The organism is Cypionkella aquatica (assembly GCF_030161095.1).
Classification (GTDB): Bacteria; Pseudomonadota; Alphaproteobacteria; order Rhodobacterales; family Rhodobacteraceae; genus Cypionkella; species Cypionkella aquatica.
Map to the genome: position 1 here is coordinate 364,228 of NZ_BSPP01000007.1, position 15,255 is coordinate 379,482.

The 15,255-nt window shown below is 59.8% G+C and carries 13 protein-coding genes; 6 read left to right on the plus strand and 7 right to left on the minus strand.

Annotation, left to right across the window (positions count from 1 at the left end):
- The first annotated feature begins 1 nt into the window (after nt 1).
- From QQJ98_RS10325 to QQJ98_RS10350, 6 genes are all read left to right on the plus strand, one after another.
- On the plus strand, nt 2-1,093 hold the full coding sequence (locus QQJ98_RS10325) for an acetate/propionate family kinase (RefSeq protein WP_284325251.1): 1,092 nt from the start codon (nt 2-4) through the stop codon (nt 1,091-1,093).
- An 82-nt stretch (nt 1,094-1,175) separates the two neighbouring features.
- Nucleotides 1,176-3,959, plus strand: coding sequence for a molybdopterin oxidoreductase family protein (locus QQJ98_RS10330; protein WP_284325252.1), 2,784 nt, complete (start codon nt 1,176-1,178; stop codon nt 3,957-3,959).
- On the plus strand, nt 3,956-4,693 hold the full coding sequence (locus tag QQJ98_RS10335) for a 4Fe-4S dicluster domain-containing protein (protein WP_284325253.1): 738 nt from the start codon (nt 3,956-3,958) through the stop codon (nt 4,691-4,693). Before QQJ98_RS10330 ends, QQJ98_RS10335 begins: the two co-directional genes overlap by 4 nt.
- Nucleotides 4,693-5,562 carry a dimethyl sulfoxide reductase anchor subunit family protein gene (locus tag QQJ98_RS10340; protein WP_284325254.1) on the plus strand — a complete coding sequence of 290 codons (870 nt, stop codon included), beginning with the start codon at nt 4,693-4,695 and terminating at the stop codon, nt 5,560-5,562. Before QQJ98_RS10335 ends, QQJ98_RS10340 begins: the two co-directional genes overlap by 1 nt.
- A gap of 8 nt (nt 5,563-5,570) precedes the next feature.
- Nucleotides 5,571-6,449, plus strand: a complete 879-nt coding sequence (locus QQJ98_RS10345) for a choline/ethanolamine kinase family protein (protein WP_284325255.1) — start codon at nt 5,571-5,573, stop codon at nt 6,447-6,449.
- Nucleotide 6,450: 1 nt separating this feature from the next.
- Nucleotides 6,451-8,883, plus strand: coding sequence for a GcvT family protein (locus QQJ98_RS10350; RefSeq protein WP_284325256.1), 2,433 nt, complete (start codon nt 6,451-6,453; stop codon nt 8,881-8,883).
- On the opposite strand, the gene QQJ98_RS10355 is transcribed toward QQJ98_RS10350, so the two are convergent.
- The 7 genes from QQJ98_RS10355 to QQJ98_RS10385 are packed head-to-tail and all read right to left on the minus strand — an operon-like array spanning nt 8,884 to nt 15,239.
- Complete coding sequence (locus tag QQJ98_RS10355) at nt 8,884-9,198, minus strand: L-rhamnose mutarotase (RefSeq protein ID WP_284325257.1); 315 nt, start codon at nt 9,196-9,198, stop codon at nt 8,884-8,886.
- A gap of 3 nt (nt 9,199-9,201) precedes the next feature.
- Nucleotides 9,202-10,011, minus strand: a complete 810-nt coding sequence (locus tag QQJ98_RS10360) for a sugar phosphate isomerase/epimerase family protein (RefSeq protein ID WP_284325258.1) — start codon at nt 10,009-10,011, stop codon at nt 9,202-9,204.
- Nucleotide 10,012: 1 nt separating this feature from the next.
- Nucleotides 10,013-11,062, minus strand: a complete 1,050-nt coding sequence (locus QQJ98_RS10365; protein WP_284325259.1) for a Gfo/Idh/MocA family protein — start codon at nt 11,060-11,062, stop codon at nt 10,013-10,015.
- A gap of 1 nt (nt 11,063) precedes the next feature.
- A complete protein-coding gene (locus QQJ98_RS10370; protein WP_284325260.1) occupies nt 11,064-11,780 on the minus strand; it encodes a FadR/GntR family transcriptional regulator in 717 nt (238 codons plus the stop codon).
- Nucleotides 11,777-12,736: an ABC transporter permease gene (locus QQJ98_RS10375; protein ID WP_284325261.1), complete on the minus strand. Its 960-nt coding sequence runs from the start codon at nt 12,734-12,736 to the stop codon at nt 11,777-11,779. Before QQJ98_RS10375 ends, QQJ98_RS10370 begins: the two co-directional genes overlap by 4 nt.
- On the minus strand, nt 12,733-13,746 hold the full coding sequence (locus QQJ98_RS10380) for an ABC transporter permease (RefSeq protein WP_284325262.1): 1,014 nt from the start codon (nt 13,744-13,746) through the stop codon (nt 12,733-12,735). The genes QQJ98_RS10375 and QQJ98_RS10380 overlap by 4 nt, the downstream gene beginning before the upstream one ends.
- Nucleotides 13,746-15,239 (minus strand): sugar ABC transporter ATP-binding protein, encoded by a 1,494-nt coding sequence (locus QQJ98_RS10385; RefSeq protein ID WP_284325263.1) that lies wholly within the window; start codon nt 15,237-15,239, stop codon nt 13,746-13,748. The genes QQJ98_RS10380 and QQJ98_RS10385 overlap by 1 nt, the downstream gene beginning before the upstream one ends.
- Nucleotides 15,240-15,255: the final 16 nt, after the last annotated feature.

A 15,255-nucleotide genomic window follows, 5' to 3' on the forward strand; every position in this document is an offset into this window, starting at 1 on the left:
GATGATGTTGGTGGTCAATGCCGGGTCATCCTCGATCAAGCTGGCGGTGTTTGACGCAAGTTTGCACGCGGTGCTGACCGGATCGGTGACCGAGATTGGCGGCGCGGGACGGCTGAAGATCGGCGTGGTCGATCAGGCTTGCTTTGCGCGCGATCATCAAGCCGCTTTGGCACTGGCGTTTCAGGCGATGGCGCAGCCGGGCGTGGCTTTGGCCGATCTGACGGCTGCGGCGCATCGCGTAGTGCATGGCGGCGAGGCGTTGGTGAAGCCAGCGCGGGTGACGCCTGAAGTGATCGCGCAGATTGAGGCTTGCGTGCCGCTCGCACCGCTGCACAACCCCGGCAATCTGACGGCGATACGGGCGCTGGGCGCGCTGGCCCCCGATCTGCCGCAGTTTGCCAGCTTTGACACCGCGTTTCACGCCAGCAATCCGGCGGTAGCGGTGGCCTATGCCTTGCCTGCGGCAGAGCGGGCGCGTGGACTGCGGCGCTATGGCTTTCACGGCATCAGCTATGGCGGTTTGGTGCGGCAGTTGCGGGATTTGGGGGCGCTGCCGGATCGGCTGCTGGCGCTGCATCTTGGCAATGGTGCTTCGCTTTGCGCGATCAAGGCGGGCGTTTCGGTGGCGACGACGATGGGCTATTCGCCGCTGGATGGCATCACGATGGGCACGCGGTCGGGCGGCATGGATGGCAATGCGGTGCTGCGGTTGGCCGAATTGCACGGCGTTGATGCGGCCTCGCGGATTTTGAACCGGGAAAGTGGCTTGTTGGGCTTGGGCGGTCACAGCGACATGCGGGCGTTGCACGGCGCGGGCACGGCCGAGGCGGCGTTTGCGGTTGAGCATTTCTGCTATTGGGCGGTGCGTCATGCTGGTTCGATGATCGCGGCGATGGGCGGGCTTGACGGCATCGCTTTTACCGGCGGGATTGGCGAGAATGATGCGCTGGTGCGCGGGCGGATTGTCGATGGTCTGGCGTGGGCGGGGCCGTGTGCGGTGCATATCGTGGCGGCTGAGGAAGAACGCGCGATTGCAGCGGATGCAATGGCGCTGCTTGCGAAAGATTTTCCGGCTTTGCTGCATTTGTCGTGACGATGTGTCGCAATCGGGCTTGTTTGGCGAAAAACTTCCGTCAAGATTGGCGGTAAGCCCTGCAAAAGGGCGCAGGGGGGGGATGATGACAGTTCAGCCGAAGATCGATACCTCGCCCTTGGTTTCGGACGAAATTCGCAAGACGACGTGTTATATGTGCGCGTGCCGCTGTGGCATCAACGTGCATCTAACCTCTGGAAAAGTCAGCTATATTGAGGGAAACCGCGACCATCCCATCAACAAGGGCGTGCTGTGCGCGAAAGGGGCTTCGGGGATTATGCAGGTGACCGCGCCGTCGCGGTTGCGGGCACCCTTGCGGCGGGTCGGGCCACGTGGATCGGGCGCGTTTGAAGAGATTTCCTGGGACGAGGCGTTGGCCTTGGCGGTGTCGTGGATGGCACCTTTGCGCGAAACTGCCCCAGAGAAACTGGCGTTTTTCACCGGGCGCGATCAGTCGCAAAGCTTTACCGGCTGGTGGGCGCAGGCGTTTGGCACGCCGAATTACGCAGCCCACGGCGGGTTTTGTTCGGTGAATATGGCAGCGGGTGGCATCTACACCATCGGCGGCGCGTTTTGGGAGTTTGGCCAGCCGGATTGGGAGCGGACCAAGCTGTTCGTGCTGTTTGGCGTGGCCGAAGATCATGACAGCAACCCGATCAAGATTGGCCTTGGGCGATTGAAAGAACGTGGTGCGCGGGTGATCGGCGTTAACCCTATTCGCACGGGCTACAATGCGGTGGCGGATGATTGGCTCGGGATTACTCCGGGCACCGATGGTTTGCTTATTCTCAGCCTTATCCATTGCTTGCTAGAGGCGGGTAAGGTCGATCTGGAGTATCTTGCTCGGTTCACCAATGCGCCCTTGCTGGTGGTGGAGGACGGCCCGGAAAAGGGTATGATCGCCAAGAATGCCGAAAGCCAACCCTTTGTGATTGATCGCAAAACCGGGCAGCCCGCGCCGTGGGATGGCAAGGGTGTGCAGCCCGATCTGGGGGCTACATATCAAGGCAACCGCACGGTGTTCCAGCATATGGCAGAGCGGTATCTGTCGCCCGATTATGCCCCGGAAGCGGTGGCTTCGCGTTGCGGCATCGCGGCGGATCGCATCCGGGCACTGGCTGCCGAACTGGCGCATGTGGCGTTTGATCAGGCTATTGAAATTAACCAGTCTTGGACGGATTTTCGCGGCGATTTCCACACCACGATGCCGGGACGGCCCGTCAGTTTTCACGCAATGCGCGGGATTTCCGCCCATTCCAACGGCTTTCAAACCGCCCGCGCTTTGCATCTTTTGCAGATCGTACTGGGCACGGTTGAGGTTCCCGGTGGCTACCGTCTGAAACCGCCATATCCCAAACCAATGGAGGCGCATCCGACGCCGCATTTCGTCACAGCCCCGGGCAAGCCTTTGTCTGGGCCGCACTTGGGCTATGTGCGCGGGCCGGAAAATCTGGCGCTGAAGGAAGACGGCTCTGCCATTCGCATCGACAAAGCCTTCACATGGGAGAACCCGTTTTCGGCGCATGGGCTGATGCATATGCTGATCCCCAACGCGCATGCGGGCGACCCTTACAAGATTGATACGCTGTTTTTGTATATGGCGAACATGGCGTGGAATTCTTCGATGAATTCCGCTAAGGTCATGGAAATGCTGACAGATCAAGTGGATGGCGAGTATGTCATCCCGCGGATCATCTATTCGGACGCCTATGCGTCGGAAATGGTGGCCTATGCCGACCTGATCCTGCCCGACACAACGTATCTCGAGCGTCACGATTGCATTTCGTTGCTGGATCGCCCGATTTCCGAACCCGATGCGGCAGGGGATTCGATCCGCTGGCCTGTGGTGGAGCCTGACCGCGATGTGCGGCCGTTCCAGTCGGTGCTGCTGGATCTGGGCGCGCGGTTGGGGCTGGCGCCGATGGTTAATGCGGACGGCACTGCCCGCTACAAGGATTACGCCGATTACATCGTTAACCACATCCGCCGCCCCGGCGTCGGGCCGCTGATAGGCTTTCGCGGTGATGGCACGGCTGAGGGGCGCGGCGATGCCAACCCCGATCAGCTGGCACGCTACATCGAAAACGGCGGGTTTTATCAAGCCCATGTGCCGGAAGAGGCGGCGTTCTACAAGCCGTGGAACATGGCCTATCAGGATTGGGCGGTGAAAACCTCGTTCTATGAAACCCCGCAGCCCTATCTGTTCTCGATCTGGTCGGAACCGATGCGCAAGTTTCAGGCCGCCGCCGAAGGTTTGGGGGCGATTCAACCGCCCGATCATTTGCGCGCGCGGCTGAAACAGGCGATGGACCCGCTGCCGATCTGGTATCCGCCGTTTGGCGATCTTGAGGCTTCGGGCTGGGGCTATCCGGTGCATGCGATCACCCAGCGGCCGATGGATATGTACCATTCCTGGGGCAGTCAGAACGCGTGGCTGCGCCAGATCCGGGGCACGAACTATCTGTATCTGCCGACGAAAATCTGGACAGAACAAGGCTTTAGCGAAGGCGATTATGCCCGCGTGATCTCGCCCAATGGCGGCATCACGGTGCCCGTCGCGCATATGGCGGCGCTGAATGAAAACACCGTCTGGACTTGGAACGCGATTGGCAAACGCAAGGGCGCTTGGGCGCTGGATGATGCCGCACCCGAGGCCACCACCGGATTTCTGCTGAACCATCTGATATCCGAGTTGCTGCCAGATAAGGGCGATGGCGCGCGGCTGTCGAACTCTGATCCCGTCACCGGCCAAGCCGCTTGGTTCGATCTGCGGGTGCGGATTGAACGGGTGGACCCAAGGGCGCAATCTGAGCCAAGCTTCGGGCCGATCCCGCATGTGGTGCCGCAAGGGAAGGAACGGGCATGACCAGTTTACCAGTTTCCACCGAAAAACGGTTGGGTTTGGCGATTGATCTGGATACCTGCGTTGGCTGTCAGGCTTGCGTCACGGCCTGCAAGGGCTGGAATGATCAGGGCTACGGAGCTCCTTTGTCGGATCAAAACCCTTACGGCGCAGAGCCTTCCGGGGTGTTCTTAAACCGCGTTCACAGCTATGCCGTACAACCCATTGAGGGCGCAGCACAAACGATCAATTTCCCACGTTCCTGCCTGCATTGCGAGGATGCGCCTTGCGTCACAGTCTGCCCAACCGGAGCCAGCTATAAACGCAGTGAAGATGGCATCGTTTTGGTGAACGAGGACGCCTGTATTGGTTGCGGATTATGCGCCTGGGCCTGCCCCTACGGCGCGCGCGAGATGGACGCGGCGGCGGGTGTGATGAAGAAATGCACCCTATGCGTTGACCGGATTTACAACGAAAACTTGCCCGAGGAAGACCGCGAACCGGCCTGCGTGCGTGGCTGTCCGACCGGTGCGCGGCATTTTGGCGATTTTGCCGACCCCGATAGTAAGGTCAGCCGCCTGAGCGCGGAACGTGGTGGCTATGCTTTGATGCCCGATCTGGGCACCAAGCCGGTTAACCGGTATCTGCCGCCGCGCAAGAAAGATGTGCGCCACGAGGCCAGCGTGCTGGCGCCGCTGCTGGACATCAAGGTGAGCGGTTTTGTCGGCTGGCTTGACCGCGTATTGGGGAAGATCTGATGAATCCGGCACCCTCGGTTATTGTATTTTCGGTGCTGTCTGGCGCGGGATTTGGCCTGTTGTTCTTTCTTGGTCTGGGCTTTGCGCAGGCCATGGGTTGGACCGCGTTTCTGTGGTGGGGAATGGGCTATGCTCTTGCGATTATTGGTCTTTTGGCGTCCACTTTTCACCTTGGCAACCCCGGGCGCGCATGGCGGGCATTCACGCAATGGCGCACGAGCTGGCTTAGCCGTGAGGCTTGGGCATCGGTCGCGGCATTGCTGATCTGCGCGCCGATGGCGCTGTCGGATTGGCTCGGCTTGGGTTGGCCGCGCGCGATTGGGATGGTGGGGGGCGTGCTGGCTCTGGCCACAGTTTTGACCACTTCGATGATCTACACGCAGATCAAGGCGGTGCCGCGCTGGCATCATTGGTTAACGCCGGTGATGTTCTTGGGCTTTGCGCTGGCAGGGGGGGCGGTGCTTGCCGCGCAAAGCTTTGCGCCGATTTTTCTGGCCGCTTTGGCGTTGATTTTACTTGCAATCTGGCAAGTCGGTGATGGCCAGTTCGCGCGAAAGGCGCAAAGTTTGGGCACTGCAACCGGGCTGGACCGCATCGGTGAGGTGACCGTCTTCGAGCAAGCGCATACTGCCGGCAATTATCTGCTGCGCGAGATGATTTTCGCGGTCGGCCGCAAGCACGCGCAAAGGTTGCGGGCGATTGCACTGGCTTTGGCGGCGGTGATCCCTGCGGTTTTGCTGGCGATTTCGGCCGGCCCTTGGGCCTTCGCGGTGGCCGCGGTTTGCCACGTGATCGGCGCATTTGCGGCGCGCTGGTTGTTCTTTGCAGAGGCCGAGCATGTGGTAGGATTGTTCTACGGCAAACGCTAGGAGGGGCGATGACTCCGCTGGAAAAGGTGCAAAATCTGCCGATCTGGCAGGGCTCGGTGCGGGTTGAACGCTTGGGCGGTGGCATCACCAATGTGAATTTTGTGGCCGAGGATGATATACAAAAGGTTGTGGTGCGGATCGGTGATGACATCCCTTTGCACCAGATCTTGCGGTTCAATGAACTGTCCGCCAGCATCGCGGCTTATGCCGCAGGGGTGTCGCCGCCGGTGATTTACCATGCGCCGGGCGTTTTGGTGATCGGTTTTATCGAAGGGCGGACGTTGACGGCTGCGGATTTCGCGGACGATGCAGTGCTGGAGCAATCGCTGGATCTGCTGATGCTTGCGCATCGCGGCATACCGCAGCATTTGCGCGGCGCGAGCCTGGCGTTTTGGGTGTTTCAGGTCCTGCGCGACTACGCGGCAACGCTGCGCGCGGCGCGCTCGCGCTATGTTTCGGCTTTGCCCGCATTGATGGCCGATGCGGCGGTTTTGGAAGCTGCCGTCGGACAAATTGATCTGGTTTTCGGCCACAACGATCTGCTTCCGGCGAATTTTATCCATGATGGCACCCGCATGTGGTTAATCGACTGGGATTATGCCGGGTTCAACTCGCCCTTGTTTGATCTCGGCGGTTTGGCTGCGAACAACAGCCTGAATACGGCGCAAGAGGCGCGCATGTTGGAGCGATACTTTAGCCGTCCGCCGGATGCCGATTTATGGCGCAAATACAAGGCGATGAAGGCCGCTGCTGCGCTGCGCGAAACTTTGTGGAGCATGGTTTCCGAAATCTACTCGGCGCTTGAATTCGACTATGCTGGCTATACTGCGAAAAACCTGGCGACATACCGCGCGGCCTACGCCGCCTTTGAAAACACCCGAGGATAACATGGTCGATCTTCCCTCTACCGCGCGCGTGGTCATCATCGGTGGCGGCATTATTGGCTGCTCGACGGCCTATCACATGGGCAAATTGGGTTGGACCGACACGGTTTTGCTGGAGCGTAAAAAGCTGACTTCGGGCACCACGTTTCATGCGGCGGGCCTGGTCGGGCAGTTAAGAACTTCGGCTAATATCACGCAATTGTTAGGATATTCGGTTGAGTTGTACAAACGTCTGGAAGCAGAGACCGGCTTGCAGACGGGATGGAAAATGAACGGCGGCCTGCGTCTGGCCTGTAATGAGGCGCGCTGGACGGAAGTGAAGCGGCAGGCGACAACGGCGAAATCGTTCGGGCTAGAGATGCATCTTCTGACCCCGCAAGAGGCGCAGGATCTGTGGCCGCTTATGACGATTGAGGATCTGGTGGGGGCGGCTTACCTGCCGACCGATGGGCAAGCAAACCCTTCGGACATCACGCAAAGCTTGGCCAAAGGCGCGCGGATGGCGGGGGTGAAGATCTTTGAGGACACGCCGGTGAGCCGCGTGATTGTCGAAGATGGTCGGATCAGGGGCGTGGAAACTCCGTTTGGTGTGATTGAATGTGAGAAGGTGATCTGCTGCGCGGGGCAGTGGACGCGGGTGCTGGCAGGGTCGGTGGGGGTGAATGTGCCGCTGGTTTCGGTCGAGCATCAGTATATGATTACCGAGCGTATTGAAGGGGTTACACCGGGCTTGCCGACTTTGCGCGACCCGGATCGCTTGACCTATTGGAAAGAAGATGTTGGCGGACTGGTCTGGGGGGGCTACGAGCCGAACCCGAAACCTTGGGCGGTCAAAGGCATCCCTGAGGGGGTTCATTTCGATCTGCTGACCTCGGATTACGACCATTACAGCCAGTTCATGGCGGATGCGATCGCGCGGGTGCCTGCGTTGGAGCATGCCGGGGTGAAGCAGTTGCTGAACGGACCGGAAAGCTTCACGCCGGATGGCAACTTTATCTTGGGCGAAGCGCCGGAGTTGAAGAATTTCTATGTGGGTGCAGGGTTTAACGCTTTTGGCATTGCCAGCGCGGGCGGTGCAGGCATGGCGCTGGCGGAATGGGCGGCGAAGGGTGAAGCGCCCTATGATCTTTGGCCGGTCGACATTCGCCGCTTTGGCCGCGTGCATCAATCGACAGATTGGGTGCGCACGCGGACGCTGGAGGCTTACGGCAAACATTACACAATCGCTTGGCCTTCCGAGGAGATGACCTCGGCGCGGCCAACCCGGCGCTCGGCTTTGTATGGGCATTTGCAGGCGGCTGGCGCTTGCTTTGGCGAAAAACTGGGGTGGGAGCGGCCAAATTGGTTCGCCGATCTGTCAGTTGGCGAGGTGGCGAAGGATGTTTACTCCTATCAGCGCCCCGGTTGGTGGGACCAGGTGCGGCGCGAGCATCTGGCGTGCCGCAATGGTGCTGTGCTGATAGATCAATCGTCATTTGCAAAGTTTGTGCTGAAAGGGCCAGATGCTGCTAAAGCGTTGAGTTATATAGCCGCAGGAAATATTGATCGCCCGGTTGGGTCGTTGACCTATACCCAGATGCTAAATGTGCGCGGTGGGATCGAAGCTGATCTGACCGTGGTGCGGCGGGCGTGGGATGAATTCTATATCGTTACCGGAACAGGATTTGCGACGCATGATTTCGACTGGATCAGCCGCAATCTGACTGGCAACTGTCAGTTGGTCGATGTGACCTCTGGCTCGGCGGTGTTGTCGCTGATGGGGCCGGATGCGCGCGCGGTTCTGACGCGGGTTTGCCCGGATGATCTGTCGAATATCGGGTTTCCGTTTGGCACAGCGCGGCAGATTTCGGTGGCGGGCTGCCCGGTTCTGGCCCTGCGCGTCACCTATGTCGGCGAACTTGGCTGGGAATTGCACATGCCGACCGACGTGGCGGTGACGGTATATGAGGCGCTGATGGCGGGCGGCGGCGTGGTCAACGCAGGCTACCGGGCGATTGAGACATTGCGGCTGGAAAAGGGGTATCGCGCTTGGGGCGCGGATATCGGGCCGGACCACACTCCCGTTGAGGCTGGTTTGCTTTGGGCCTGCAAGATGAAGTCGGGTTTGGATTTTCTGGGCCGCGCTGCATTGGAGTCGCAGATCGCGAGCGGGGTGAACAAGCGATTGGCGGCGTTTACTGTCGATGATCCGAGCGTGATTTTGCTAGGACGGGAAACAATCTATCGCAACGGCGAGCGGGTGGGGTGGCTGTCGTCCGGGGGTTTTGGCCATACGATCAAAAAGCCGATTGGCTATGGCTATGTCCGCAGCAAAGGCGTCGATGCGGCATTTATGGCCAGCGGAAGCTATGAGCTGGAGGTCGCCGCAGAGCGCGTGCCAGCGCGACTGCACCTGACGCCGCTGTATGATCCGACAGGGGCGCGGATCAAGGCGTGATCAGGCCATATAGAACTGTTTTGGCAGCAAATACGGGTAGTTGGTGGTGGGGTCGACTTCGATTTTCATGATCGGTGCCATCCATTCGCCCCAACGCTTGTCCACCTCGGATGTGCGCAGATAGGCTTTTGTGGCCTCTAGATCATCGGTTTCAAAAAAGCCGAACAGGGTCAGGCCGTGGCGAAAGATGTTGTAATTGCGGATGCCTGCAGCGTGCAAAGCCTCCAGCATCTCAGGCCAGATTTCGTCGTGGCGTTTGAGGTATTCGACCTCGTATCCGGGGCGGACTTCCAGCACCCATGCATATCCGGGCATCGCTTAACCTTTCCAGTTTTGGAAACAATCGCGCATCAGGATGGTTTCCGTCAGCACATCTTCGGTGAGGGTGTTCATGTAATCCTGATGCACGGCCTCTAGCGCCAGATGGCCTTGGTAGCCGGCATCGCGCAGGGTGGCGAACATGGCCGGAAAATTCAGTGTGCCTTGGGCGAATTTGGCTTGCAGATGACCCATTTTGGCTTGGCGCAGATGGACGTGGCACGCATATTTGGCCAAGGGGTCAATTTCATCCTGACGGTAGCCGAGGCAGGTGAAGTGGCTGTAATCTAATGCCAATCCGATCCCGGTTTGGTCAATCAGCCGCTCCACCAAGGCAGGGCTTTCGGCCCAGCTTTGCACATGCGGTTCGACACAAAGTTTGGCTTTGTGGTGGCGGGCGACTTGCAGCAGTTCCTTGATCGCAACTGCCGACTGCGCCGCCGCCTGATCGCGCGACTGACCGGGGTTGATTACGCCGGGCAGGATGAAAACCGAGGCGATTTCGGCGGCATCGGCGAAGCGGAGCACCTGTTCGATGTCGCGGGTGTTCTGATCCAACGCGCCGGGCAGCGACAGGTTCTGCGCCACGATGCCATCGCCAAACTGGTGGTAATAGTTCGGCACCGTGATGATCAGCGCGCGGATTTTGGCGGCTGCGGTAAGCGGGTCTGACAGGATTTCATCGCGGTTCAGGCCAGAGCGATAATGCAGCCCCACGTCCAAAGCATTGATGCCCAAGGCTATGGAAATGCTTGCACATTCGTTCAAATTGCATGCCGGGAACGACCATGCGGTTACGGAAAGTTTCATGTTAACCCTCAATCAAAACGGGTGCGCCAGTGGCGGCAGAGGCGTACATTGCGGCGATCGCTTCGGTCACGCGGGCGCCGTTTTCGCCGTTGGCGGGGTTGCCAACCGGCTTTCCGGCGCACAGTGCGGCAAAGTGGGTCACCGGCAGAGTGCCGTCGTAATTGGCCTCGCCGGGGGCCATTTCGTAGACCTCATTGCTGCCATCAAGGCGCGAGAGTTCCAGGCGCGCACGGCCGGATTCGCAGTCAAACCAGATCACGCCCTCGGTGCCATAGATGCGCACATCAGTGTGCATGCCGCGCTGTTTTGGCACTGTAGAGGCTCCTGAAAGGGCCACGCTTGCGCCATTGGTGCAGCGACCCACGGCGGCGTCGTAATAATCGACCCCGGTTTTCGATTTGGTATCAAGGCAGTAGATGGATTGGAACTGCACATCGGCGACATAGCACAGCCAGGCGAGCGAATGGCTCATCTGGCCCCACGCATAGCCGCCTGCCTTTGCTGGATCGGCCCAAGTGGAGGCTGGGGGGCGGAACAGATGGCCTGCCGTTTCCAACATCGGCTCGCCGGCCATCAGATCGTCAAGCGCGCTGCCCATTTGGCAGGCTGCGTGGCGGACTTGGCCGATTTTGCCCTGTTTGACCCAAGCGGCGGCTTGGGCCGAGAATTTGGTGTAGTTGAGGCCTGTGGAGATCAGGACTTCACGCCCCGCTGCAACGCCTGCGGCGGCAATGGCGCGGCCATCGGCGGCGGTTGTGGCCATCGGTTTTTCGACCAACACATGGGCGCCCGCTTGCAGGGCTGCGATGGCGGGGCGGGTGTGGGCAATATGCGGGGTCGAGATGATCACGCCATCGAGGCCTTCGGCCTTAACCATTTCAGCCACATCACTGTAGCGCGCACTGATGCCGAACTGATCGCCAACCTGCGCAAGCCTGCCGGGATCCAGATCGCATATCGCGATTTTTTCAACATCATCAGAGACTTGCAGTGTGGGAATGTGGTTGAAGCAAGCCCACCATCCGATGCCGACGACTCCGATCTTGGCCATGTCAGTCTTCCTGTGCAACGGTGGATTGGTAAACATTTTGCATATGCACCTCGGCGGCGGCGGCGGCGGCGGCAGGGTCGCGGGCCTTTAGTGCGTCGAGCAGGCGGCGGTGGTCTTGCAGCGATTGCTCCAACACGCCGGGGCGTTCAGAGGCGCGTTTGCGGAACTCTAGCCCCAGCACGTTCAGAGTTTCGCCGATGCGTTTCAGAAAGGCGTTGCCCGAGCCGATCCAGATGATTTCGTGAAACTCGAAGTCAGATTTACGGAAGGCCAAAGCGTCGCCGATGGTGTCGTGTTGGGCGTTCAGCACCGCTTCAAGCCGGGCCAGATCGACGTCGGTGATGTTCACGGCAGCGCGGCGGGCCACGTCAGATTCGATTAGGCTGCGGGCGTCGTAAAGCTCACGGATGTTCATTTGTTCCAGCGACAGGTAGAACTGGATCGGGCCAAGCAGGGCGTCGGGGCCAAGATCGCTGATATAGGCACCGCCGCCTTGGCGCGATTTCACCACACCCAGAACGGCAAGGCCCCGCATGGCTTCGCGGACGGAAGGTCTTGAAACATCAAGGGAAAGCGCCAGATCACGCTCGGGTGGCAGCGCATCGCCCGCCTTCAGCACGCCGGATTTGACCATATCAAGGATGCGCCTGACCACCATTTCAGCAACAGATTCGCGCTGAATCGGCGTTTCAAATTCGATGCGGATCGGATCAGTCATGGCGTCACCTCGGGTTTGAGGAAGCTGGGGGTCGCGAGTTTGGTGCGCGGGATCACGACGGAGGCGATCAGCAGCAGGCCAATCACCCCAGTTTGGATATGCCCGGTGATGCTGAGAAGCGCCATGCCGTTGCGCAGGTTAAGCACGATCAGGATCGACAAAAGCGTGCCAACGAGGCTGCCCTTGCCGCCAAAAATGCTGACGCCGCCCAGAAGCACAATGGTGATTACATCGAGCTCGAACCCCGAGGCCACATCGCCGCGCACAGCCCCTACGCGGGCAGCGTAAAGCAGGCCCGCGAAGGCGGCGGCTGCGCCCGACATGGTGAAGATGATGATTTTATGCCGCGCGGTGTCTATGCCTGCGAAATCGGCAACATCGCGGTTCGATCCGATGACATAGGTTTTGCGCCCAAAGCCAGAGCGTTCGAGCAGGATGTAAAGCACGAAGAACAGCACCACGAAGGAGATCAGCGCGAAGGGGATCGGGCCGATCAGGCCCTTTTGACCAAGGGCCGCGAACCAGTCCGGGAAACCGCCGATGCCGCGATCCTCCAACATCACGCGCGCAAGGCCGCGAAAGCCGATCAGCGTGGCGAGGGTCACAACCAGACTTGGCAGGCCCAAACGTGCAGTGAACCAGCCGTTGAACAGCCCGCCCGCGACGCCGATGCACAGGCAAATCAGGATGACCAGCGCGGCGGGCATGCCCATTTGGTGCAGGTAGCCGAAGGTGCAGGCCGACAGCCCCATCATCGAGCCGACCGAGAGGTCAATCTCGGCATTGATGATCACGAAGGTCATCACGAGGGCAAGGATGATCTTTTCGATCGAGAGCTGGAACAGGTTGATCTGGTTGGAAATGCTGAGAAAATCAGGGGCTGCCACGGCATTGAAGGTGAAAATCACGATCAGGCAGGCGAACAGGAAACCTTCCCAAGAGAACAGGCGGCTCATTTGGCGTCTCCTTTCTTTGTCGCGCGCAGGCGGGTGAGGCGGCGCGACAGGATCGTGTCGGTGGCGACGGCGGCCAAGATCAGCGCGCCAAGGACGGCTTCGCGCCAGAACTCAGAGACCACGGCCCAGCGGACGAGGGAGGTTTCCAGCAGATCGACGAGGATCGCGCCAAGGAACGCGCCGATCACCGAGCCAGACCCACCAAAGATATTCACCCCGCCAACCACCGAGGAGGCGACGGATTTCAACTCGAACCCAAGCCCCGCGACGACGGTGATGGTGCCGAAGCGGGCTAGGAACATGAAGCCCGCAAGCCCCGCCATCAGGCCGGACAAAGCGAATGCGGCGAAAACCACACGTTTGGCGTCGATGCCTGCCATTTCGGCTGCTTCGGGGTTGGAGCCAACGGCGAACAACGCGCGTGCGGGGCGCAGGCGGGTCAGGCAGAGGTGAACGATGATCACCACGGCAAGGCTGGCGGTGAAACCGGCGCGGAATTCCATCGCGCCGATGCTGAATACCGGCATGTTGGGAAAATCAGTCAACCAAGCGGGCAGGCCGCTTGTGGTGATGGATTTTGCGTCGGAGTATTCGACAAGGAACGAGCGATAGAGCGCCATTGTGGCGAGGGTGACGATGATTGAGGGCACGCGGGCATAGGCCACCAAAGCGCCATTTACCATGCCAAACGCGGTGCCGACGACGGCGGCATAAAGCACCAATAACAGCGGGTTAAGGTCGGGGTTGTTGGTGATGATGGATCCGGTTGCAAAGGCCGCGAAGCCCACCATCGAGCCTACTGAAAGGTCGATATTGCGCGTCAGGATCACCAAGGTTTGCCCGGTGGCGATCAGCGCCATGATGGCGACCGAAGACGAGATGCGGTTGAACAGGCGGCCGTTCAGATAGCCCTCGATCTGGACGGCGAAGAAAATCACGACGATGGCAAGCACCGCAAGCAGCGCGATGATGCGCAAAGCGGCGGGAGAAAGGCGGGAAATCAGGCCCATCAGGCGGCGTCCTTTTGTCCGGTGGCAAGCGCCATGATGGATTCTTGGCTCGCGTCTTCGTGGTTAATAATCGCCATCTGGCGGCCCTCGCGCATCACCAGAATACGGTCGCCAAGGGCCAGAACCTCGGGCAGATCGGACGAAATCACCAAAGCGGTGCCGCCTGCGGCGGTAAAAGCGCGGATCAGGGCGTGGACCTCGGCTTTGGCACCGACGTCGATGCCACGGGTCGGCTCATCAACGATCAACAGGTCGGGTGCCATGTTCAGCCATTTTGCCAGCATCACCTTTTGCTGGTTGCCACCCGACAAAAGCCCCACCGCAATATCGGTGTTGGGAGTGCGGATGTTCAGCTTTTTCTTGTAATCCCATGCGGTTGCCACTTCAGCCCCGGTGTTGATCAACCCCATCGGCGACAGGTATTTCTGCAAGGTCGCAAGCGTTATGTTCCAGCGGATCGGCAGTGCCATCGCCAGCCCCATCTTGCGGCGATCTTCCGAGACATAGGCGATGCCCGCGTCAATCGCTTGGCGCGAGGAGGTGATTTGCAGCGGCTGACCTTTGTAGGTGACTTGGCCTGCGCTGGTTTTCAGCATCCCGAACAGGGCAAGCGCCACATCGGTGCGGCGTGCGCCGATCAGGCCTGCCATTGCCAGAACTTCGCCGCGTTTGATGTCAAAAGAGATGTTCTCAAACACGCCGTCAACGCTAAGCCCTTGCACGGAAATCAAGGTTTCCGAGGTGGCGGTCGATGGCATCTTGGTGAAATAATTGCCCACCTCGCGCCCCACCATCTCGGCGATCAGGGTTTGCGGGTTTGTATCGGCGATCCCTTTGGTCGAGATATGCTTGCCGTCGCGGATCACTGAGACGCGGTTGGCAAGTTCAAACACTTCTTCCAGCCGGTGCGAGATATAGACGACCGAGACGCCATCCGCCGCCAAAGCCCGCGCGATCCGCCGCAATTCCGACGCCTCATGCGCGGAAAGGCTGGCGGTGGGCTCGTCCATGATCAACACGCGCACGTCTTGGGACAAAGCGCGCGCGATTTCCACCGCTTGCTGTTCGGCCAGCGACAGGCCAGAGGCAATGCGGTCCACATCCAGCGTCATGCCGATGCGGGCGATTAGTTCGCGGGCGCGGCGGCGCATCGCGGGGCGGTTCAACAAAAGGCCGGAAGTGGCTGAAATGAAGATGTTTTCAGTCACATCAAGATCGGGAAACACCATTGGTTCCTGATAGATCGCAGCCACCCCACGCAGGCGGGCGGCTTTGGAGCCACTCAGCACCACGGGCGCGCCATCCACCTCGACCGTGCCCGCAGATGGCTGGTGAATCCCGGTCATGATCTTGATCATGGTGGATTTTCCGGCACCATTTTCACCGACGATGGCGTGAACTTCGCCGGGGAACAGTTCCAGCGTCATATCGGTCAGGGCGGCTGTCATGCCGAAATTTTTCGAAACAGCCCGCAGGGCAAGCACTGGGTTCATGGCACCAATCCGTCGG

Coding starts and splice junctions, on each gene's coding strand:
- QQJ98_RS10375 (WP_284325261.1), bottom strand. CDS start 12,736: ATGAGCCGCCTGTTCTCTTGGGAAGGTTTCCTGTTCGCCTGCCTGATC.
- QQJ98_RS10370 (WP_284325260.1), bottom strand. CDS start 11,780: ATGACTGATCCGATCCGCATCGAATTTGAAACGCCGATTCAGCGCGAA.
- QQJ98_RS10340 (WP_284325254.1), top strand. CDS start 4,693: ATGAATCCGGCACCCTCGGTTATTGTATTTTCGGTGCTGTCTGGCGCG.
- QQJ98_RS10380 (WP_284325262.1), bottom strand. CDS start 13,746: ATGGGCCTGATTTCCCGCCTTTCTCCCGCCGCTTTGCGCATCATCGCG.
- QQJ98_RS10330 (WP_284325252.1), top strand. CDS start 1,176: ATGATGACAGTTCAGCCGAAGATCGATACCTCGCCCTTGGTTTCGGAC.
- QQJ98_RS10325 (WP_284325251.1), top strand. CDS start 2: ATGATGTTGGTGGTCAATGCCGGGTCATCCTCGATCAAGCTGGCGGTG.
- QQJ98_RS10385 (WP_284325263.1), bottom strand. CDS start 15,239: ATGAACCCAGTGCTTGCCCTGCGGGCTGTTTCGAAAAATTTCGGCATG.
- QQJ98_RS10350 (WP_284325256.1), top strand. CDS start 6,451: ATGGTCGATCTTCCCTCTACCGCGCGCGTGGTCATCATCGGTGGCGGC.
- QQJ98_RS10335 (WP_284325253.1), top strand. CDS start 3,956: ATGACCAGTTTACCAGTTTCCACCGAAAAACGGTTGGGTTTGGCGATT.
- QQJ98_RS10360 (WP_284325258.1), bottom strand. CDS start 10,011: ATGAAACTTTCCGTAACCGCATGGTCGTTCCCGGCATGCAATTTGAAC.
- QQJ98_RS10355 (WP_284325257.1), bottom strand. CDS start 9,198: ATGCCCGGATATGCATGGGTGCTGGAAGTCCGCCCCGGATACGAGGTC.
- QQJ98_RS10365 (WP_284325259.1), bottom strand. CDS start 11,062: ATGGCCAAGATCGGAGTCGTCGGCATCGGATGGTGGGCTTGCTTCAAC.
- QQJ98_RS10345 (WP_284325255.1), top strand. CDS start 5,571: ATGACTCCGCTGGAAAAGGTGCAAAATCTGCCGATCTGGCAGGGCTCG.